Source organism: Shewanella fodinae (assembly GCF_014651955.1).
GTDB lineage: Bacteria > Pseudomonadota > Gammaproteobacteria > Enterobacterales > Shewanellaceae > Shewanella > Shewanella fodinae.
The window spans coordinates 1-18,849 of record NZ_BMXW01000033.1 but is presented as its reverse complement, the minus strand read 5'-3'; the positions used below and the strand labels follow the sequence as shown (position 1 = coordinate 18,849).

Annotated in this window: 19 protein-coding genes and 1 other RNA gene; 7 read left to right on the top strand and 13 right to left on the bottom strand. The window is 47.1% G+C overall.

Annotation, left to right across the window (positions count from 1 at the left end):
- Positions 1 to 510 precede the first annotated feature (510 nt).
- From IE064_RS17585 to IE064_RS17575, 3 genes are all read left to right on the top strand, one after another.
- Positions 511 to 1,254 (top strand): AAA family ATPase, encoded by a 744-nt coding sequence (locus IE064_RS17585; RefSeq protein ID WP_189618978.1) that lies wholly within the window; start codon positions 511 to 513, stop codon positions 1,252 to 1,254.
- Entirely contained in the window at positions 1,214 to 1,618 is a 405-nt protein-coding gene (locus IE064_RS17580; protein WP_189618977.1) for a hypothetical protein, read from the top strand. Before IE064_RS17585 ends, IE064_RS17580 begins: the two co-directional genes overlap by 41 nt.
- Positions 1,619 to 1,794: 176 nt before the next feature.
- Positions 1,795 to 2,325, top strand: coding sequence for a nuclear transport factor 2 family protein (locus IE064_RS17575; RefSeq protein ID WP_189618976.1), 531 nt, complete (start codon positions 1,795 to 1,797; stop codon positions 2,323 to 2,325).
- Here the strand turns inward: IE064_RS17575 and IE064_RS17570 are convergent.
- The 7 genes from IE064_RS17570 to IE064_RS17540 all read right to left on the bottom strand — a co-directional run bounded on the left by IE064_RS17570 (position 2,312) and on the right by IE064_RS17540 (position 12,393).
- Positions 2,312 to 3,760, bottom strand: coding sequence for an HDOD domain-containing protein (locus IE064_RS17570; protein ID WP_308427336.1), 1,449 nt, complete (start codon positions 3,758 to 3,760; stop codon positions 2,312 to 2,314). The two genes, IE064_RS17575 and IE064_RS17570, sit on opposite strands and share 14 nt — an antisense overlap.
- 169 nt (positions 3,761 to 3,929) lie before the next feature.
- Positions 3,930 to 5,252: an isocitrate lyase gene (gene aceA / locus IE064_RS17565; RefSeq protein ID WP_189618975.1), complete on the bottom strand. Its 1,323-nt coding sequence runs from the start codon at positions 5,250 to 5,252 to the stop codon at positions 3,930 to 3,932.
- Positions 5,253 to 5,332: 80 nt separating this feature from the next.
- Positions 5,333 to 6,955 (bottom strand): malate synthase A, encoded by a 1,623-nt coding sequence (aceB, locus tag IE064_RS17560; protein ID WP_189618974.1) that lies wholly within the window; start codon positions 6,953 to 6,955, stop codon positions 5,333 to 5,335.
- A 631-nt stretch (positions 6,956 to 7,586) separates the two neighbouring features.
- Positions 7,587 to 9,359 (bottom strand): monovalent cation:proton antiporter-2 (CPA2) family protein, encoded by a 1,773-nt coding sequence (locus tag IE064_RS17555; RefSeq protein ID WP_189618973.1) that lies wholly within the window; start codon positions 9,357 to 9,359, stop codon positions 7,587 to 7,589.
- Positions 9,360 to 9,583: 224 nt separating this feature from the next.
- Positions 9,584 to 11,311, bottom strand: a complete 1,728-nt coding sequence (locus IE064_RS17550; protein WP_189618972.1) for a tetratricopeptide repeat-containing diguanylate cyclase — start codon at positions 11,309 to 11,311, stop codon at positions 9,584 to 9,586.
- Positions 11,312 to 11,363: 52 nt separating this feature from the next.
- Positions 11,364 to 11,576, bottom strand: coding sequence for a hypothetical protein (locus tag IE064_RS17545; protein ID WP_133038991.1), 213 nt, complete (start codon positions 11,574 to 11,576; stop codon positions 11,364 to 11,366).
- Positions 11,577 to 11,595: 19 nt separating this feature from the next.
- Positions 11,596 to 12,393 carry an SAM-dependent methyltransferase gene (locus IE064_RS17540; RefSeq protein WP_189618971.1) on the bottom strand — a complete coding sequence of 266 codons (798 nt, stop codon included), beginning with the start codon at positions 12,391 to 12,393 and terminating at the stop codon, positions 11,596 to 11,598.
- A 276-nt stretch (positions 12,394 to 12,669) separates the two neighbouring features.
- Between IE064_RS17540 and IE064_RS17535 the strand changes: the two genes are divergently transcribed.
- A complete protein-coding gene (locus IE064_RS17535) occupies positions 12,670 to 13,185 on the top strand; it encodes an outer membrane protein assembly factor BamE (protein WP_133038993.1) in 516 nt (171 codons plus the stop codon).
- A gap of 53 nt (positions 13,186 to 13,238) precedes the next feature.
- Here the strand turns inward: IE064_RS17535 and IE064_RS17530 are convergent, their stop codons facing one another.
- Entirely contained in the window at positions 13,239 to 13,574 is a 336-nt protein-coding gene (locus IE064_RS17530; protein WP_189618970.1) for an RnfH family protein, read from the bottom strand.
- Positions 13,564 to 14,001: an SRPBCC family protein gene (locus IE064_RS17525; protein ID WP_133038995.1), complete on the bottom strand. Its 438-nt coding sequence runs from the start codon at positions 13,999 to 14,001 to the stop codon at positions 13,564 to 13,566. Before IE064_RS17525 ends, IE064_RS17530 begins: the two co-directional genes overlap by 11 nt.
- Positions 14,002 to 14,200: 199 nt before the next feature.
- On the opposite strand from IE064_RS17525, the gene smpB reads away from it, so the two are divergent.
- Together smpB and ssrA are read left to right on the top strand one after the other, a co-directional pair.
- Positions 14,201 to 14,683, top strand: coding sequence for an SsrA-binding protein SmpB (gene smpB, locus IE064_RS17520; RefSeq protein ID WP_189618969.1), 483 nt, complete (start codon positions 14,201 to 14,203; stop codon positions 14,681 to 14,683).
- Positions 14,684 to 14,787: 104 nt separating this feature from the next.
- Positions 14,788 to 15,142, top strand: a transfer-messenger RNA (tmRNA) gene (ssrA, locus tag IE064_RS17515).
- A 230-nt stretch (positions 15,143 to 15,372) separates the two neighbouring features.
- On the opposite strand, the gene IE064_RS17510 is transcribed toward ssrA, so the two are convergent.
- Genes IE064_RS17510 through IE064_RS17495 form a run of 4 tightly spaced genes read right to left on the bottom strand, consistent with a single transcriptional unit; the run spans position 15,373 to position 18,032 of the window.
- A complete protein-coding gene (locus IE064_RS17510; protein ID WP_189618968.1) occupies positions 15,373 to 15,969 on the bottom strand; it encodes a DNA-3-methyladenine glycosylase I in 597 nt (198 codons plus the stop codon).
- 12 nt (positions 15,970 to 15,981) lie between these two features.
- A complete protein-coding gene (locus tag IE064_RS17505) occupies positions 15,982 to 16,917 on the bottom strand; it encodes a helix-turn-helix transcriptional regulator (protein WP_189618967.1) in 936 nt (311 codons plus the stop codon).
- Between the two features lie 21 nt (positions 16,918 to 16,938).
- Positions 16,939 to 17,709, bottom strand: a complete 771-nt coding sequence (locus tag IE064_RS17500) for an SDR family oxidoreductase (protein ID WP_189618966.1) — start codon at positions 17,707 to 17,709, stop codon at positions 16,939 to 16,941.
- Positions 17,709 to 18,032 (bottom strand): hypothetical protein, encoded by a 324-nt coding sequence (locus IE064_RS17495; protein ID WP_189618965.1) that lies wholly within the window; start codon positions 18,030 to 18,032, stop codon positions 17,709 to 17,711. The genes IE064_RS17500 and IE064_RS17495 overlap by 1 nt, the downstream gene beginning before the upstream one ends.
- Before the next feature lie 418 nt (positions 18,033 to 18,450).
- Between IE064_RS17495 and IE064_RS17490 the strand changes: the two genes are divergently transcribed.
- Positions 18,451 to 18,624, top strand: coding sequence for a hypothetical protein (locus IE064_RS17490; RefSeq protein WP_189618964.1), 174 nt, complete (start codon positions 18,451 to 18,453; stop codon positions 18,622 to 18,624).
- The last annotated feature ends 225 nt before the right edge of the window (positions 18,625 to 18,849 follow it).

Here is an 18,849-nt window from a genome sequence, read left to right as displayed (position 1 = left end):
TCACAGTTGCCGAAACATGCGGGAACTTCTTGGCAAGGTATGGCATTTTATGGAAACCGTTTCGCCTTTTCCCGGCAACGGACACGGCATCGCGAAAATGTAGCAGTATTCGGATCAGCTATTTAGCAGATAGTGCTACATATATAATATTTTATTACTTATATTTAAATTTTTATTCCACATTTTAGTAATTAGTTAAGATTTACGCGACAGGAATAGCAACTCATCTGCTCTGATACGGCTTTATGACACTGTCAAACTATCTAACAAATTGATTTTAATGGATTAGATAGCGAACCTCCGATGATTTGATCACCGTGCCATATTTACGACATCAATATTATATTCGCCAAAATAATGGCATGTAGAAAATATATATTTCCAATATAAATCATACAGTTGACTGAAAAATATTTACATTTAACATTACTATTATCAACCCAAACATATTGCCTTTAATGGCCACGTTTCCACAGCGCAACCCGTTCAAACACAGGTAAGGATTTCATCATGATCATACTGGTCGGCGGAGAAAAAGGTGGTAGCGGCAAAAGTTGTATCGCCCAAAATATCGCGGTGTTTTTAGCAAGGGACTGTGGTGCAGCGGTCATTATGGTCGATTGCGATCCACAGCGTACCACGTCTGACTGGATCCAGGCACGTAACCAACATGTAGAGTTAACCAGTATCAATTGCGTGCAACTTTACGGAAAAATCCGTCATGATCTGCTGAGTCTGGAACAACACTATGATGTCGTCATCGTGGACTGCGGTGGTCAGGATAACCTCGCCTTACGTGCCACAATGTCCGTAGCGTCCCATGTTTTGATGCCACTGCGTCCGAAACGCCGCGACCTCAAAACGGTCAACCATATGGATGATGTGGTTGCCACCTGCATGATGATCAACCCAAAGATGCAGGCGTCATTTGTTATCACCCAATGCCCTAACCTTCCCAGTCAGGCAAGCCGTATTACCGAGGCCAAGGAAGTCTGTCGCACTTACGGTATTAATGTGCTGGAAAATGTCACGTATAGCCGCAATATCTATGACGACAGTGAAGAATCAGGTCGCTCTGTCATGGAAATAGAACCCAAGGGCAAAGCAGCTGACGAAATCCGTAGCATTGCTTGTGAGATGCTACAAGCTAGCAGCGCCGGCGAGTTGCGTAAGCGATTTATGAATTTAAAAGTCAATGCTATGGGAGTGCAGTATGGGTCTGGCAGATCTGAAGAAAAACGCTACGCAATGTGAGCCACATCGTCATGCGCAGCCCCAGCGTCCATCTATTGATGAGTTTATCGAGGATGCCATTTTTTATGCCCTTGGCAAAGAGCGTCATACCGAGCAACGCCATGCTATTGCTAAGACCAGTAATATCATTAACTTGCATTGTCATTTTGCTGAATCAATCGGTGGATCACAGGCTTCTTCGCCACAATCTCCCTTGAAGCGGGCAACCTTCACTTTGGGTCATCCGACGATTGAGCAACTGTCACAACTGTCTGCCGAAGCGGAGGTGTCTAAGTCCCGCATGCTGAGATTTTTGACAAGTTATTTTGACAACCTGAGTTGCCAACAACGTAAGTTGCTTTATCAGCAGTTTATGGTTGATTAGTTCCCTTGTTCTTCCTGAGTTCATACTAACTCCTACCCAGTTGCTGACAGATCAAACAAATGATGTTTGCTGTCAGCTTTTTTTATCTACTGTTTTACCGTCAGCCAACACATTAACCACTAGCGTCCCAATGTTAATAAGCCTAAAATATTGTTAAAAATCCTCCGATAAACATTATGTTGAATTTACAAAAACTGACAAAAGCGCTGTTGCTCAGTACCATTCTTCACAGTGGACTTTGCCTCCAAGTCGTGTATGCAGACGAACCGACCGCCCTTAATCAGGTATCTCGCAATCCACAAACCGCCAAAGCCGATGCAGTGCTTAACATGCTGCACCTGAGTGCAGCAGCTGCCGATTGGGACAGTTATTTCAGCTTATTTACCGAAGATGCTGGGTTTATTGGCACGGATATCACCGAACACTGGACAATGGCTGATTTCCAGCGTTATGCCCGCAGCAGTAATGGTTGGAGTTACGAAACGCAGTCCCGCACGCTGGTGCGTCATGGTGATGTCGTTGTGTTTGATGAGATCTTAGATAATAAAAACTATGGGTTATGCCGTGGTACTGGCGCGCTGATTCTTACCGAGGATGGTTGGAAGATACTGCAATATCATATGAGTTTCCCCATACCCAATGCCTTGGCCCCTCGCATTACAGACCAAATAAAAGTGTTCCGTAAAAAGGCGGTTAAGACCCCCTAAACGCCAGAGATAAACAGAGATTAGCCAGTTGAGCGACATGGGTAAAACTGTCAAAGTCTTGCTGGCTGATCTCTCTGCCAGTCGTTTGACGATCAGCGTAAAAAATCCCGATTGTTTTGTTTTCTACCCGCAGTGGCGCCACCAGATAGCCATTTACCGGTAACTGCTGTTGCAATATATCTCCCACAGGCAATGTTTCAGAGTCTTTACCCTGCCAACATGCCTGTTGTTTCTCAAGGCAGGATTTCAACATTATGGCGTCTTCATTCAGTTCCAACACAAAGCTCTGCTTCATCTGCTCGGCGTTATCACCTAAGGTAATTCTGGGTTGCAGGCGTTTACGATTAGGTGATAACAGCAACACGGCGCAGCGATCCAGCCCTAACCCATCCAACAGACCTTGTAGTGCCGTGAGGATGACCTGATTAAAATCGGGTTTATCCTGAGCAAGTAAGGTGAGCTGTCTGAGTTTTTCTAACAAGATGCTGACATCGGCCACTCTTGGTACAAGTTGCGGTGACGGTGCCAACTGTGCCAGCGTCTCACGTTTGGGCAGATGTTGCAGCAGCACTTTAGCGCCATAATCAATTGAAAGTCGCCTAGTGGCTTCAAGGCAGAGCTGTAAACGTTGTTGAAATTCGGTGATTGGTAATGCCATCAGTTCGGCACATTGCCGCAACCGTCGCTGTAATTCCTCTGGCGACACATCACTGTCGCTCATCACATCGCTAAGTTTATTGGCAAGAAAAATCGTACGAACTTCCGGTGTCCGCTCATCAGGGTTAAGTAGCGATTTCATCAATAATTCACCAAGCCCCCAACTCCGGGCGAGTCCCTGTGTAAGTTGATTAAAAGACAGCCCCAAATAGTCGCGGGAGACCTGTAAGCGACTGATATTGTTATCGCAGTTTGTCAGCAACCCATCCAATTCCTCTGCGGGTTGCCCGGCAACACTCCAAAAAGCACTTTCACCAAGGTGATATAGCAACGAGGCAATAAATGCTTCCTCCTGTAGCTCCTCACCATAATCCGCCAACATCATTTTAGTCAGCATCGCTGACTGGAATGAATGCGCCATTAGTTTCAACAGCCGTTGATAAACCGCTGGCGACATATTTTTGTTTTCCAGTAGGCTCGTCAGCAGCTTAGCCGTGATGCAGATATTACGGATAACATCGAAACCGAGTACTACGGCAGCTCGGCTAAGTGTAGTGACTTGACTGATACCTTTGTTGTAAATAGCACTATTGGCAACACGCAGCACGCGAGAGGTTAACGCATTGTCATGCATGATGCTGCGCCCCAGCACCGCCATTGATGACACCTCATCTTTAGCGAGCTGCTCTAGCGTGCGGATCATTGAGCCCAGTGCGGGCATTTCCTGCTCACTGATGCGACGCACCCAGTAATCTGCGCCAGGAAAATTTGTCTTCAATAAGATTGACCTTTGGGTTACGACTATTCAGTAACCACTGCCGTGGGTTACGTTTATTAAACATAACTCACCTCGAGCATATTTACATTATTGCAACATAATTTTCCTAGGCTTTTGGTTTATGTGCATAAAAAACGGCGCTAATGCGCCGTTAAATTAACGGATGCTCTTAGAACTGCGCTTCCTCTGTCGACCCGGTTAATGCTGTCACAGAAGACATTCCGCCCTGAATGATATTGGTCACTCTATCGAAGTACCCTGTACCAACTTCCTGTTGATGTGCCACAAAGGTATAGCCTTTTTCTGCGGCAGCGAATTCAGGTTGTTGCACTTTCTCTACATAATGTTTCATCCCTTCACCACGAGCATACTCATAGGCAAGGTCGAACATGTTGAACCACATGTTATGGATACCCGCCAGTGTGATGAACTGGTACTTGTACCCCATATCCGACAATTCCTGCTGAAAACGAGCAATGGTGGCATCATCGAGATTCTTCTTCCAGTTGAACGATGGCGAGCAATTGTAAGCCAACAGCTTGCCAGGGAACTTAGCGTGAATAGCCTCTGCAAAACGACGGGCTTCCTCCAGATCCGGTTTAGCTGTTTCACACCACACTAAATCGGCGTATGGGCAATAGGCTAAACCGCGGGAGATCGCTTGTTCGAGCCCGGCACGGACCCGGTAAAAACCTTCTGAAGTGCGCTCACCGGTAATGAAATCACCATCGTATGGGTCACAATCAGAAGTCAGCAAATCTGCAGCATTGGCATCAGTGCGTGCAATAACCAAGGTGTCCACACCTGAAACATCAGCCGCCAAACGCGCTGCCACTAGTTTTTGTACCGCTTCCTGAGTCGGGACTAATACTTTACCGCCCATATGACCGCATTTCTTGACCGATGCCAGTTGGTCTTCAAAATGTACCCCTGCTGCTCCGGCCTCAATCATCGACTTCATCAGTTCGTAAGCATTCAAGACACCACCAAATCCAGCTTCAGCGTCAGCAATAATTGGCAAAAAGTAATCGGTATAAGCGGCATCATTGGTATCAATTCCTTGACTCCATTGGATCTGATCCGCGCGGCGAAACGCATTATTGATCCTTGAGACAACAGCAGGTACCGAGTTAGCCGGATATAAGGACTGATCTGGGTACATGGTACTGGCAAGGTTAGCATCCGCAGCAACCTGCCAACCTGAAAGGTAAATCGCTTCTATGCCCGCTTTAGCTTGTTGTACTGCCTGCCCTCCGGTTAGGGCTCCCAGCGAGTTAACATATCCCTTGCGAGCCGCGCCATTGACTAACGACCACAGTTTGGCTGCCCCCATTTTGGCAAGCGTGTTCTCTGGAACCACAGAGCCTCTTAATGCCACCACTTCCTCTGCACTATAAGGTCTACGCACACTAGCCCAACGAGGATTTTCTGCCCAGTCCTGTTTCAGGGCAGCAATTTGCGCCTGACGATTCATTTGGCTTGCCTCAGTCATTTTCACACTCCTTACAAGTTACCCATCGGCTGCACAGCCGACGGCTACATTTACGGGCTGAGCCCAGTCAATTGAATAAATTACGTATTAAGCAGCCGATACCCCGGCAGTGTTAAGAAATCCACCAACTCATCTGCCGTAGTAATCTCCTCGAGTAACGATGCCGCCTGAATGAAACGTCCTTGGGTATAACGCTGTTCACCCACTTCTCGTTTTACTGCGGCCAATTCATCGGTGAGCATGTTGCGAAATAGCGCCTTCGTTACTAATTTGCCATTGCTCAAAGACTTGCCGTGGCGGATCCATTGCCAAATGGAAGTACGGCTGATCTCTGCTGTCGCTGCGTCTTCCATCAAGCCATAAATAGGCACACAGCCGTTACCACCAATCCAGGCTTCGATGTACTGCAGCGCTATACGGATATTCAGACGCATGCCTTCTTCAGTACGACTGCCATCACAAGGTGCCAGCAATTCAGAGGCAAGGATTGGCGCATCGACATCCCGCGTAATATGCAGCTGGTTTGGTCGTTCTTTGCCGATATATTCATCGAATATCTCTAGCGCAATCTGGGCAAGACCGGGATGAGCAATCCAGGTGCCATCGTGACCATTTCGAGCTTCCAGCTCTTTGTCTGCCCGTACCCGCTGCAGCACCTTGGCATTGACTTCTGGATCTTTGGCCGGAATAAATGCCGCCATACCGCCCATTGCCAGCGCACCGCGTTTATGACAGGTTTTGATCAACAATCGCGAATAAGCACTGAGGAATGGTTTATCCATGCCCACCTGTTGACGATCGGGCAAAACTCTGTCCGGATGATTTTTCAATGTTTTGATATAGCTGAAGATGTAGTCCCATCGGCCGCAGTTGAGCGCCACGATATTCGAACGCAATTCATAGAGAATTTCGTCCATTTCAAACACTGCAGGTAAGGTTTCAATCAGACATGTACATTTAATTGTGCCCGGCTGCAGGCAAAACCGTTCCTCTACAAATGCGAATACCTTGGCCCACCAACGGGCCTCAAGATGACTTTCCAATTTCGGGATATAGAAATATGGACCACTGCCCTTTGCCAACAGTTGGCGGTAGTTATGGAAAAAATACAGAGCAAAATCAAACAGGCAACCTGGGATAGCTTTACCGTTAAACCATACGTGATCTTCAGGAAGGTGCAGACCTCTTACGCGGGCAACCAACACCGCTGGAGTATCACACAGCTGGTAATGTTTACCGGTGTCAGGCGCGGTGTATTCAATTTCCCCTCTGACAGCATCCTGCAAATTCACCTGCCCCTGGATCAGCTTTTCCCAACTAGGAGCCAGCGAATCTTCAAAGTCCGCCATAAACACTTTCACACCCGCATTGAGTGCGTTAATGATCATCTTGCGGTCCACCGGACCAGTAATTTCTACCCGGCGATCCTGCAAGTCTTCGGGAATACCCAGAATTTGCCAATCTCCGTCTCTGATTGACTGAGTTTCTGGTAGAAAGTCAGGAAGCGTCCCCGTATCGATTGTTTGCTGACGCTTTTTACGGCGAGCCAGCAAGCTATCAACTTCATCGGCAAACTGCCCACACAATGCCTGTAATAACGCGCAGGCTCCTTCCGTTAATACCCGCTCTTGCCCGGCAATCGGATTGGCTTTTATTTCCAAATTGCCAGCAGTAGTGAGTGGACGTTCAGCGGTCTGTTGCATTGACAACCTCCAAGTTTAAAAAATTCATAGTCACACAACTTTCATATGTTCTTTTAAGACCACAACCTATAGACAAAAAATAAACAATGCAATAGTCAAAAAGTCATAAAACGATGTGATTTAAGTCATAATAATTGGTATTACCAAAATCATAATTTTAATTTAATATATTGTTTTTATTTTATTTTTAAATTTTATAATTATTATGAATGGAATATTGCTAGAAATTTGTCAGACTTATTGACCATAGCAAAAAATATGTTTTTGATTATGTAAATTAATTACATGTGTATATATTTTTTTACGAAATAATTAACAATCAATTACCATGTAAATCTGAAATGATGTAACAGCTTGACCCGTTGGTTAAGCCTTCAATATTATAAAGAACAAGGGGTTATGCAACTTTGAGCAAACAGCCTTATCAAACGACCGTTTTAAGTTGACGTATACGTCAACTTATCAAGGAGTTTAGCGATAGGAAGTAAGTTGGAGACTGTGATTAAACCAGCAACATATTAGGCGGATCTGGTAAAACCAAAAAAATTTTTACTATTTTAGTAAATTATTAAAAAGCCCGTCCCTTTAAAGCAATAACTAAGACAGCGTTATTCGCCATTGAATATCGACACTAAATTCGTTTATCTCGGTCAGCACGCATCAGCGATGCCAATTCGGCTTTCCCTTCATTAGACAGACGGATCAATGCCTTCAAATCGTCTTTATGTTCAGCCCCGGCTACCACTTGTGCTTTATCGTGCTCAGCAAAAATACGCACGCGTTCAGAGGCCTGCACTTGCGACATCCCCAGCATTTGCAACACACTTTCACTGGCACTCAGTGCCGAACCAAAAGTTTCACGAAATACTCGGGTGACGCCCATACTCATCAGGCGATAGGCATGGTTACGATCTCGGGCTCTGGCAACAATAGTGACTTGGGGAAAATGGGTCTGCACCTGATTGACGATCTGCAGTGAGTCCTCCACCGAATCCACCGTGATTAAAATCACCCTAGCCTTGGTGAGTCCGGCCGAAAGTAACATATCGAGTCGTTTGGCATCGCCAAAATAAACTTCACTGCCAAACTGTCGCACAACGTCGACATGATGAGCATCTTTGTCCAAGGCAACAAACGGAATACCAGTGGAAGCGAGAATACGACCGGTGATCTGCCCCATTCTGCCAAAACCGGCAATCACGACTTCACTTTCGCCAGGCTCAATGACATCAGCAAGGCGGCTATGATCTTCTGCGGGTTTAGCCGTAGCACGAAATGCGCGCAACAGATAAGGTGTCAAAGCCATAGAGAGTCCAATCACCAATACGAGTGCCTGACTCAACGTTTGGGATAACAGTCCTGACAGATGCGCTTGCGACAACAGTACAAACGCAAATTCACCGCCTTCCCCCAAAATAAGCCCTAACGCCACACTGTTACGCCAAGAATGTCTTCGGAGTTTTCCAAGCACTAACAACACTAAGGTTTTGATTAGCAGCATCGCTAACAAAATACCCAGCAGCAATAATGGTTCTTTCAGCAACAGGCTGAGATCCATACTCATACCTACCGCCATAAAAAACAGCCCGAGCAATAGTCCCTTAAATGGTTCTATGTCCGTTTCTAACTGGTGACGGTAGCTGGAGTTTGCCAATAACACACCGGCTAAAAATGCGCCCATACCCGAAGATAGTCCCAACCAAGCCATCAGTGCAGCACTGCCCATCACCAACAACAGCGAAAATGCCGTCAGCACTTCGGGAACACCGCTCGCCGCTACCAGCTGCAATAATTTAGGTAACAGATATTTCCCCATCAGTAGAAAACCTAGCAGCGCGACACAAGTCCAATACCAAGGCACCGCTCGGTGTCCGACTTCAGCGGAGTTTGGATCTAAATAGGCAGTCAACAGCAACATGGGGATCACCGCTAGATCCTGCATCAACAACACACCAAAAGCATCACGGCCAATCGGCGTGGTCAATAGGCGTTGCTCGGCCATCAGTTGGACCGCAAAAGCGGTAGAAGATAAGGATAGTGCCGCACCGATGATTATCGCGCCGGACCAAGAAAGACCGAGATAAACAGAAAAAAGCGTGACAGCCGACCAAGACAGCAATAGTTGACTACTGCCCAATCCAAAAATGGCGCTTCGCAGTTCCCACAACTTACCGGGACTTAGTTGTAACCCCATGATAAATAACATCAGTACCACACCAAATTCCGCAAAATGGAGTACTGATGCGGGTTCTGAAACCACGCCAATACCGGCAGGCCCGAGAATAACGCCAGCGGCAAGATAGGACAAAATGGGGCCGACACCAAAACGCTTACCCAAAGGCACCAACACCACCGCCGCCAGCAGAAACAATAAGGTAGAAATTAAAATATTGTCCTGTTCCATCAGGAGTCCTTAAGCAAACGGGTAAGATAAAGTGGAAATGTCTTAAAGCAGGATTGCAACCAATACTCATAGAGCACTGGGATGTCTGACTTCAGCGAAGAAAAACCAAGATATGCAGTTAAGGTGGCCAAAGCTGTCGTTCAGTCGCGGCCCTAGGGGAATTTCAGTATAAACAAAACCGCACCAGATAATAAATCTTTATCTTGAGCTTTAACGCACTGAACTCAGTGACTCAACACTTCGTCAACGTCAGAGATCTCTGTCGTAACTTCCGGCGCGGCACAGACCCGGTTACGCCCAGACAATTTTGCTTGATGTAAGGCCTTATCGGCCCGATTAATTAACGGTTCTAGGCTCAGATCATCCGGCGTACGGCTACTCACCCCAAAACTGGCGGTAATAACAAAATGATGACCACTACGATGACTGTCAATATCGGCAATGCTCCGGCGTAACTGCTCGGCTAACGCCATCGCATCCATGGCGTCAACATCAAGCATTATTACCACAAACTCTGCGCCCCCAGTGCGAGCAAAAATGTGATGGCGTGAAAGTGATGCCTTGACGCACTCGACCACGCGACATAATGCCCAATCACCACAACCAAAACCAAAGCTGTCATTGAGCAGCTTTAAGTTATCAAGGTCAAACAACATCAAGCTAAAGTGACAGTCCCGGCTCATCGCCTGCACAAATTGATTATCGCCCAGAAACTGGGCCGTGGAACGGTTATATATTCCGGTCAGTTGATCATGGCGAGAAAGTCGCATAAATCTTTGTTTTTGCTGCCATCCCCAGTAAGAAAATGCAGCAAGCATAATAATAGCGACACTCAAAAGAGTAACAAAAGTCACCATATTATTGTGTTCTTTTTCCCGCAACATCCCACGAGTAAGCAATAACTCCCGCTCCTTGTTGAGCAGTTTGAGCTCCTGTTCGCGCTCGTTGGTACTAAAATGGGCCGCTTGATAGGCCAGCGCCTTGACTCTGCTCTCATCGAACAGTTTGCCGTTTAATTCAAGATACTGTTTCTGGTAGTCGTAGGCTTTAGCGAAATCGTGTCGATTGGCGGCTATTTCCGCCATCACTTTCAACGCATCGCGCCGAGCCGCCATATAACTACTACTACTGTCTGCCGCCAGTACGTTAGCCGCCATCATTTCGGCTTCCTGTACTTCTCCCAAAGCCAAATCCACTTGCGCGAGCAAGGCACTGGTACTAACAATCTCAGTAGCAAAGTGAAACTGTTGATACTGGGCTAACGACGTACGGAAGTAACGCTGTGCAGCAAGATTGTCGCCCAGTTGTCTGGCCGTATCGCCCATCCCCTTATTGATCATGGCGACCATCAATGAATAGCCATGCTCAGCGCAATAACTCAGGCCGTTTTGAAACCCTTCCTGCGCCTGTTTTAACATTCCACGACCATTTTGAGACATAGCCAACAGGAAGATCCCATAACAGTGGGCTTTAGTATCCTGTTGGTTATCAGCGAGATCAAGGATCCTGGAAGCATAAAGCCCCATCTCATCGTATGCTTCTAACTCATCGTATAAGTTGGCGATTCGAAAATAGGAATCTCGTTTCTCAATGGGATCATCAATTTTTTCCAGTAACGCTAGATTCCTTCCCATCACCAACAAGGCATCACGATAACGACGTAAACCAATCAGGCAGGTGGCTCGATAGTTATATATCTGGCTCAAATATTGAGGAGTGTTGACTTTAGTTTCCGCTTTATCCAATGCTGATAGAGCTTCGTCAAAATCACCACTGAAAATCTTGCTGACCGCAGAGGCAATGAGAAGTCTGGCGGTTTGCTCTGAGGTAAAAGAGCCAATTCTTGGCTTGAGCATGTCAATCTGCTGCTGGGCTGCGGCAATGTCACTTTTCAGGGTTTTCTCAAGTTTACCGAGAGATACATCAACTTCATCAATGGGGGCAGCAGACACACGACTGCCCCCACTGAACAGCAGAATAAAAATAAGCAGATAACGCGTTATTTTACAGTTTGTTACCATGATTCACTATCAAAAAAGGCACACTGTCATCGCCGATCAGCGCTTTGAGTGCAGCACCATCATGTTGCTGCACCGCTTCAGCGTGCTGTTCCTGAAGACCACTTTGCGCCAAAACCGATTCAGGATCGGCATAAAAAGCGGCACGAAATCCAGCGTCTTCGCCCATTCTGGTTAAAAAAATCTGTAATGCTTCCATAACACCTCCGTATGAGTCACTAACCTAAATCTTCGGGAGTCAACCCTAACTGATTGAGTACCCGAAGGTTGTACTGCAATTCCCGCACTGGTGGGATCACCAATGTGGTAATGGCATGAAGTGTTGCCTCCGGCAAATCCTTTAAAAAAATCCACTCTGCACGACATTGACCAATAGGCAGATTGCTTGCCTCATATAAACACACTTTGTGTTGTTCGGGATACCATTGTCGTAGTAAATCAACTAAAACGCGCAAGCGTTCTTCAGTTGTAGAAAACCCCGTTAGCGTGTGCTCACCGGCCAACGCAATCTGCCATAGCAACACGTAACCAGCGTTATCCAATTGATGCTCAAAAAACATCAACTGGCTCGCTTCTAAACTCTGGCAGCCATAATTTCCAGGATCAATACCAAGATCGGCCCACAAACAATCTTCTGCAGAGATCCCTGGCTCCATTGATGCCTGAAACCCTTCCTTTTTGGCCCGAGCAATTGCCATATGCGGCACGCAAGCAAAGACCCCAGGGTGACCATAAAAAACCCCCACAACCCGTTTACCCGCTCTGACAGCGGTCATGATGGCTTCTGTCATTTGCTCATAGGTAAGGCGGCGATTCTTTACTTCGCCTGCTTTGGCGTAAAACTGCTGCAGATCGGTGATATTGGTGTTCAATCCTTCAAGCCAGCGTTGTCCAAAAGCATCTGGCATCAAAGAAAACACTTCTTCAGCACTTTCGATGTAACTCTTACCAATAACTGTAACATGACCAGCGAGCTGCAATCCTGTGCCGACACATACTAAACTTCCCTTTCCCATCAATATCTTGCCCGCCCTATATCAGTACCGCGATTGTGTGTCTTTCTCATTCTGGTTTCTTGGGCACAGTTTTGCAACAAGCCTAGTAAAAAGATCCCATGACTATTGATATATCTACAAAAAACCTGCGCCCTCACAAATTACTACAATGAAAGATATCACCGAACTATTACACAAACCTTTTGTCAAAGCTCTGACAGACCGCCGATAATTCTTGTATTTAATAATGAGGCTTGGTTATTATGGCCCGCAGTTTTTCAGGAAGCAGCAATCCCGATGTTGATTAAAAAGCAAAGTCTTACCTTGATGGGCGCCGCCGCCCTTGCGTTGTCACTCAATGCCTGTAGTGTGATGGATTGGCTGGTATACAAGCCTGACATTCCACAAGGCAACTATATGGAAACCCAGCAGGTAGAAAAGCTGCGCATCGACATGACCAAAGAACAGGTCGAATATGTGCTGGGACGTCCGGTATTGCGTGACAGTTTTGCAGATGATACTTGGTATTATGTGTATCACTACAAAAGTGGTCGTGATGCCAGTGTCACCCATAAAGAGCTGATCGCTCATTTCAACGGCGACAAGTTGGCCTCTGTCTCTGGCGACTATACTTTGAGCAAAGATTTTAATACGCCGTTGGAACAAAGTGCACTTCCTGAAGCCCGCAGACCAGAATTAGTGCCACAAGTGCCTGCACAGCGCCCAGATACCAAACCGTTAGTTGAAGAGAAAAATCCTGCCAGAAGCAACAGTAGCGAAGTGAAACCGGTAGTACCATCAACGGATAAGTAATGTTTCTTCTAATAACAAAAAAGAGCATTCGGTGCTCTTTTTTGTTATCTGTACTAACTGATTTTAGCGCCCGTCGTCTTATTAATACGCCCTTCTTCCTTGGCTTTCTCAGCCCGTTTGCGGCGGACGTCTTTCGGATCTGCAATCAATGGCCGATAAATTTCCACTCGTTGCCCAGGCAGGAGCACATCATCGGGCTTCATCACATGACTAAAGCAGCCTAACTTAATATGTTCGAGATCCAGTTCTGGGAAAAAATCGCCGATACGACTTTTGCGTACCGCTTCAATAAACGTGGTTCCAGGAAGCACAGATACCGGGATCACTTTTTGTTGATGTGGCAGTGCGTATATGACATCGACAGAAAACGCCGCAATTTCATTTGACACCGTAAACCTCCTTCGCACGAGACGTAAAAGCAGACACCATCGAAGTGACTAGCTCGCGAAACACCCGTCCAAATGCCATGCCCACCAAACTATTGGCAAACTCAAAGTCCAATTCAAATTCTACTTTACAGGCATCTTCTGCCAGTTCAGTAAATTTCCAGCTGCCATGAAGATGTTTAAACGGACCATTTTCCAATCGCAATTCAATGCTTTTACCGGGAACCACCTGATTACGGGTAGTAAAAGTTTTACTAATGCCCGCCTTACTTATGTCAACAGATGCCACCATAGTGCGGCCATCAAACTCCAGCACTTTGCCACCGACACATCCCGGCAAGAACTCCCTATATGACTCTACGTCATTTACCAGCTCATACATCTGCTGCGCACTGTAGCGTACCAAAATATTTCGTGAAACATGTGGCATCCGCTTATTTTTCCTACGATGGACAAAAATCAGTGCCGGATTTTAACATGCTGCCAATAAAACGCACCCTTCGCGACCACGAGAACCACTTAACACAGTTCAAAAAGCGCTCATATGAAGCGTCGAGTAATTGAATCCACTCAAAATAGTGTTCTAGGCGCATTCCAAAATACTAGTGGCTGCGTATAATAGCGAGCCTATGGTAAAGAAGAATGCAAAAAATAAAGGTACGCAGCCAGCGACCATCGCTCGCAATAAGCGTGCGACATTTGAATTCCGTTTTGATGAAAAAATCGAAGCGGGGCTTTCTCTCATGGGTTGGGAAGTAAAATCTATCCGTGCTGGGAAAATAAATCTGTCAGAAAGCTTTGTGCAGATGAAAAATGGCGAAGCGTATCTGCACAATTGTACGATTACGCCACTTAACACCGCATCAACACATGTTGTATGTGACCCTACCCGGCCGCGAAAACTGCTGCTGAATCGCCGAGAGTTAGATCGCCTAGCAGGTCAAGTAGAACGGCAAGGATATGCCATCGTGCCAATTTCCATGTATTGGCGCAAAGGGGCATGGGTAAAGGTGGAAATAGGTCTGGGAAAAGGTAAGAAAGCCCATGACAAACGTGAAGACATCAAACAACGCGACTGGGCCATCGAAAAAGCCCGAATGATGAAAAAATAATTGTTGAATTATCTGTAACTTGCTCGGATAACCAGCAAACAGTTGTAACCTGCACTTGAAAACTTGGTGAACAACCACAATAAAGGTTACAATTGACAAATCTTGGGGGCGATTCTGGATTCGACGGGATTCGCGAAACTCCGGGAGCATGCCGAGGGGCGGTTGGCCTCGTTAAAAGCCGCAAAGTTATAGTTGCAAACGACGATAACTACGCTCTAGCCGCTTAATGCCGCTAGCCATCTACCACAGGTCTCGCACATGGGCAGTGGATTTGATGGTCACCTTACATCGTGCTAGCGAGGGAACCTTGTTTGGGGGTGAACCGCGAAACAGTACCAAACTCACCGTTTGAAATCCTGTCTTTCGGAGTTTAACCGGTTAAATAAAAGAGAGACTAAGCATGTAGGGCCCTGAATGTAGGTGTTCCGGACGCGGGTTCAAGTCCCGCCGCCTCCACCACTTTAAGTAATCAAGACGTCTTCGGACGTCTTTTTTATTGCCTATAACAATTAAAAATCAATAAGTTACGTGTGAAAAAGTCTCAAGAGGTCTCACTGAATCTCACCGTTTTGGTATTCCAAACGGTATTCCAAGGTTGCTTGACTTATTTTTGGAATACCTTGAACAGTTATTCCACAGCAGTGAGCATATTGAAAAGACTGCAGATGGGAATATCTCCATTTCCTTTGTCAAAGAGACTTAACATCCAAATTATCTCTTTTTGTTCGAGATAACGCCTGATGCAAGCAAAAACAATCATGCTGATGATCGTTAATGACGCCCACGGCCTGTAACCATGAATGCACGATCACCGGGCCAACAAACTTAAACCCCAGTTTTTTTAGCTCGCGGGATAGCTGCTGTGACAATGGGCTCTGCGGCAGCTCGGGAGCATGACTGGCGATGGGCGTATTATCTACTTTGGACCATAACCAGTGACTGAAATCCTGCCCTTGCTGTTGCAGTGTTAGGTACACTTTCGCATTGTGGATTACCGCTTCAATTTTTGCGCGTGCCCGGATAATACCGGGGTTTTGCAGCAGTTGCTCCACAGCTTCTGGGCCAAAAGCTGCGATTTTCTGCGGCTCAAATTCCGCAAATGCCTGGGTGAAAGCCTGACGCTTGCGCAGCACAATCAGCCAGGATAATCCTGCCTGAAAACCTTCCAGCATCAGCATTTCCCACAATAAGCGGCTGTCATATACTGGCCGACCCCATTCTTCATCATGGTACTGTTGCAGTAGTGGATCGCTTTCTGCCCATCGGCAACGGGTGTGATTTGACATAGTCATTTCCGTTTATTCATATTGTTGATGATGCGCCAGAGTCTGAGCCGCCAGCGTCAGCAATGTCTGTTTGAGTGCCGCCGGGGCCACCACTTTAGCCTGAATGCCAAGCGATAACACCCACGCTGCCAGTGATGGCCAATCGTGACAACGCAAGCGAATGCGACTGTACGGCTCGCCAGGCTCCACAACGGTTAGTCCCAACCACCACTCGCGTTTAGCTTTATCAAGTAGTGCGTTATCCAGCAAAATGTCACCTTGCAGTGCAGGTTCCGGCATTTGTCTGGCGATATAATCTTCTAAAGAAAAACTCGGCCGCGGCAAAAAGGGGATATTTGTCAGTTGTAGCAGCTGCATCCTGTCGACACGAAAATCGCGAAACGCCTGACGGGTACGACACCAGGCAATCAGGTGCCAACGTTGCAGATAAAAAATCAGCCCATGCGCTTCCACTTCACGGCGCTGGTGATCGGTGTGCAGATATTTGCAATAGTCAAACGTTAGCACTTGCTGCTGCACTATGGCTTGTTGCAGTAGTGACAACTCTTCTGCGCCGCAATTGCCGGTAGTTACCCGCATCGTATTGGGTAGCGTATCCAGATAAGGTTGATTAATCCCTGAACTGACCGCGCGAATTTTACTTAGGGCAGATTGCAGATGCCGCTGGGTGTCCTCACCGCTGTGATGGGCTAACAATAATCCACCGGTGAGTAAGGCGCTCGCTTCCTCCGCTGTGAAATTTACCGGCGGCAGATGATAATCGGCCAGTAAGCGATACCCCCGGCCAGCACTCATACTGATGGGTACTCCCGCTTCACCCAGTGCCGCCAGATCCCGATATACGGTCCGTTCACTGAGGCCAAAATGCTCAGCCAATTGGCGGGCGCTGCTGTAACGCCGCCCCTGCAAATAGAGGATCATCGCCAGTAAACGATCAACCCGATTCACACTGCACGCTCCAAAATCGGCTCAACACACTGTGGGCAGTGTACCACCGTCAATCACATAATCGACGCCGTGAATGGCTGCCGCCGCAGGCGATGCTAAAAAGCCCACTAACGCAGCAACCTCTTCTGGTCGATTGGGACGGCCGATATCAATTCCACCTAGACTGTCCATCAGTTGTTGCCTAGTCTGTTCAACGGTGTTTTCCGAGTGCGCCGCCAAACGCGCCACCAAAGCATCGGCCGCTTGAGTGGCAGTATAACCAGGGCTGACCGCATTCACCCGGATCCCCAAAGGGCCCAACTGACGAGACAAGCCTTTACTGTAATTAGTTAATGCGGCCTTAGCCGCAGCATAGGCCAAGGTGGATTCATACAGCGGCATCTTACTTTGAATGGATGACACATGAATAATTGTCCCCTGCCGCCTCGCCAGTAGCAATGGCAGTAATAATCGATCAAGACGTACGGCACTGAGCAGATTCAAATTAAGTTCTTGCTGCCAATGAGCGTCGGTCAATGCCAATACGCCGCCACCTGGAGCCGTGGAACCGCCGACCACATGAACCACCACCGCTAGCGAATTCCAATGAATCATCACTGTTTCGGCTACCTGCTGACATCCTTCAGCCGTAGCCAGATCTGCCGCGATAAATTGCTGACAATTGTGCTGTGCTGGAATATGGCGCGCCACACCTATGACCTCAGCACCACTTGCAGCAAAATAATCCGCAACCGCCTGGCCGATCCCCTGTCCTGCACCAGTTACCAATACCCGAGTCAATTGCTTGGTCATTAGTCAATCTCCACTCGTGCGATTAACTGCTGCACTAAGGTAAACACAAAGGTCAGCGTCACAGGGCTACCAGCAAACACGCCACTCACCTCAACGTCCACATACCACTGAGCCTGCTGTTGCCGCCAAGACACACAATGACAATGATGCTGATAACGCGCGACCGCCGCATGCTGCCAAGCGCAGACACTGGCAACCCCCTGATAAGTTTCACTTTCATCTTGTACTTGAACGTCCGCGGACAAAGAGGCCGCAAGCAATGTTATGTCGCGTTGATTTACCGCTTGAAAATACTGCTGAATCACCATTGGCATAGGCGTCATAATGTATCCTTGAGTGTTATTAACTGCGGCAGTTTAACGGGGCGTACTGACAACCCTATGTCAGTGTTCGATCTGTCATTATGAATAGATGAACCACTCAACAAACTGAAAATGGACTTTTCAGCAAACCGTCAAGATGGCAATGCCCCCTTACCGTTTTCGGTATCATCGGAGATATTGGGCATCCCAAGTACTGCTCAGCGGCGGTAGCGGCTTTATCGCCAGCCATTGCATAGTGCAATTCCTTGAATAGGATTATCGAGTCAAACCACGGTACGGCGCCAAGCCAAAACGCAGCAAATCTGGCAGGACTTACATAATGCAGGCATAAGTAACGACGCGCCAATGATCATTTTTGAAGCACACTTACTGCAAGATGACAACTGGGCGAAAGCCTGTCGCAATGGCGATTACGTGTATGTGGCCTCCCCATTTTCTGCAGTTCCCCAAACATGAAGACGAAATGATAAAACCTGCGTTTGAGAGAACACTACGAGTAATGAGAGCAGCGCAAGATCCTGGCGTTAAACGTTTAATCATGATCTCTAACTTTGGTGGTGTTGGCATAGCCATCAAGATCCACATCACATGATGATATGAACAGCACAGTGAGCTGCCCACCAAATCGCGAAATCATAAAAGTTAAATAGAGAAAATTATCTTAAATGGATTACATATTAATAAATAAGCTAACAAAATGTATGGTCCGCCTCGTTGTTGCAAGCATAAAATTCAATGACGAGGTGGGTCTGCGCTAATGTATTCGGAGTCTCTGTTGGAGGCTCTCGCCTACCGCTCCACGATGAGTTCCGCGCCG

Excerpts from the sequence above, each read along its gene's own strand:
- IE064_RS17540 (WP_189618971.1), bottom strand. The coding sequence starts at position 12,393 with ATGGGAAAGGGAAGTTTAGTATGTGTCGGCACAGGATTGCAGCTCGCT.
- IE064_RS17510 (WP_189618968.1), bottom strand. The coding sequence starts at position 15,969 with ATGTCAAATCACACCCGTTGCCGATGGGCAGAAAGCGATCCACTACTG.
- IE064_RS17525 (WP_133038995.1), bottom strand. The coding sequence starts at position 14,001 with ATGCCACATGTTTCACGAAATATTTTGGTACGCTACAGTGCGCAGCAG.
- IE064_RS17580 (WP_189618977.1), top strand. The coding sequence starts at position 1,214 with ATGGGTCTGGCAGATCTGAAGAAAAACGCTACGCAATGTGAGCCACAT.
- IE064_RS17535 (WP_133038993.1), top strand. The coding sequence starts at position 12,670 with ATGTTGATTAAAAAGCAAAGTCTTACCTTGATGGGCGCCGCCGCCCTT.
- IE064_RS17490 (WP_189618964.1), top strand. The coding sequence starts at position 18,451 with ATGTGGCCTCCCCATTTTCTGCAGTTCCCCAAACATGAAGACGAAATG.
- IE064_RS17575 (WP_189618976.1), top strand. The coding sequence starts at position 1,795 with ATGTTGAATTTACAAAAACTGACAAAAGCGCTGTTGCTCAGTACCATT.
- IE064_RS17500 (WP_189618966.1), bottom strand. The coding sequence starts at position 17,709 with ATGACCAAGCAATTGACTCGGGTATTGGTAACTGGTGCAGGACAGGGG.
- IE064_RS17495 (WP_189618965.1), bottom strand. The coding sequence starts at position 18,032 with ATGACGCCTATGCCAATGGTGATTCAGCAGTATTTTCAAGCGGTAAAT.
- IE064_RS17555 (WP_189618973.1), bottom strand. The coding sequence starts at position 9,359 with ATGGAACAGGACAATATTTTAATTTCTACCTTATTGTTTCTGCTGGCG.
- IE064_RS17585 (WP_189618978.1), top strand. The coding sequence starts at position 511 with ATGATCATACTGGTCGGCGGAGAAAAAGGTGGTAGCGGCAAAAGTTGT.
- aceB (WP_189618974.1), bottom strand. The coding sequence starts at position 6,955 with ATGCAACAGACCGCTGAACGTCCACTCACTACTGCTGGCAATTTGGAA.
- IE064_RS17545 (WP_133038991.1), bottom strand. The coding sequence starts at position 11,576 with ATGGAAGCATTACAGATTTTTTTAACCAGAATGGGCGAAGACGCTGGA.
- aceA (WP_189618975.1), bottom strand. The coding sequence starts at position 5,252 with ATGACTGAGGCAAGCCAAATGAATCGTCAGGCGCAAATTGCTGCCCTG.
- smpB (WP_189618969.1), top strand. The coding sequence starts at position 14,201 with ATGGTAAAGAAGAATGCAAAAAATAAAGGTACGCAGCCAGCGACCATC.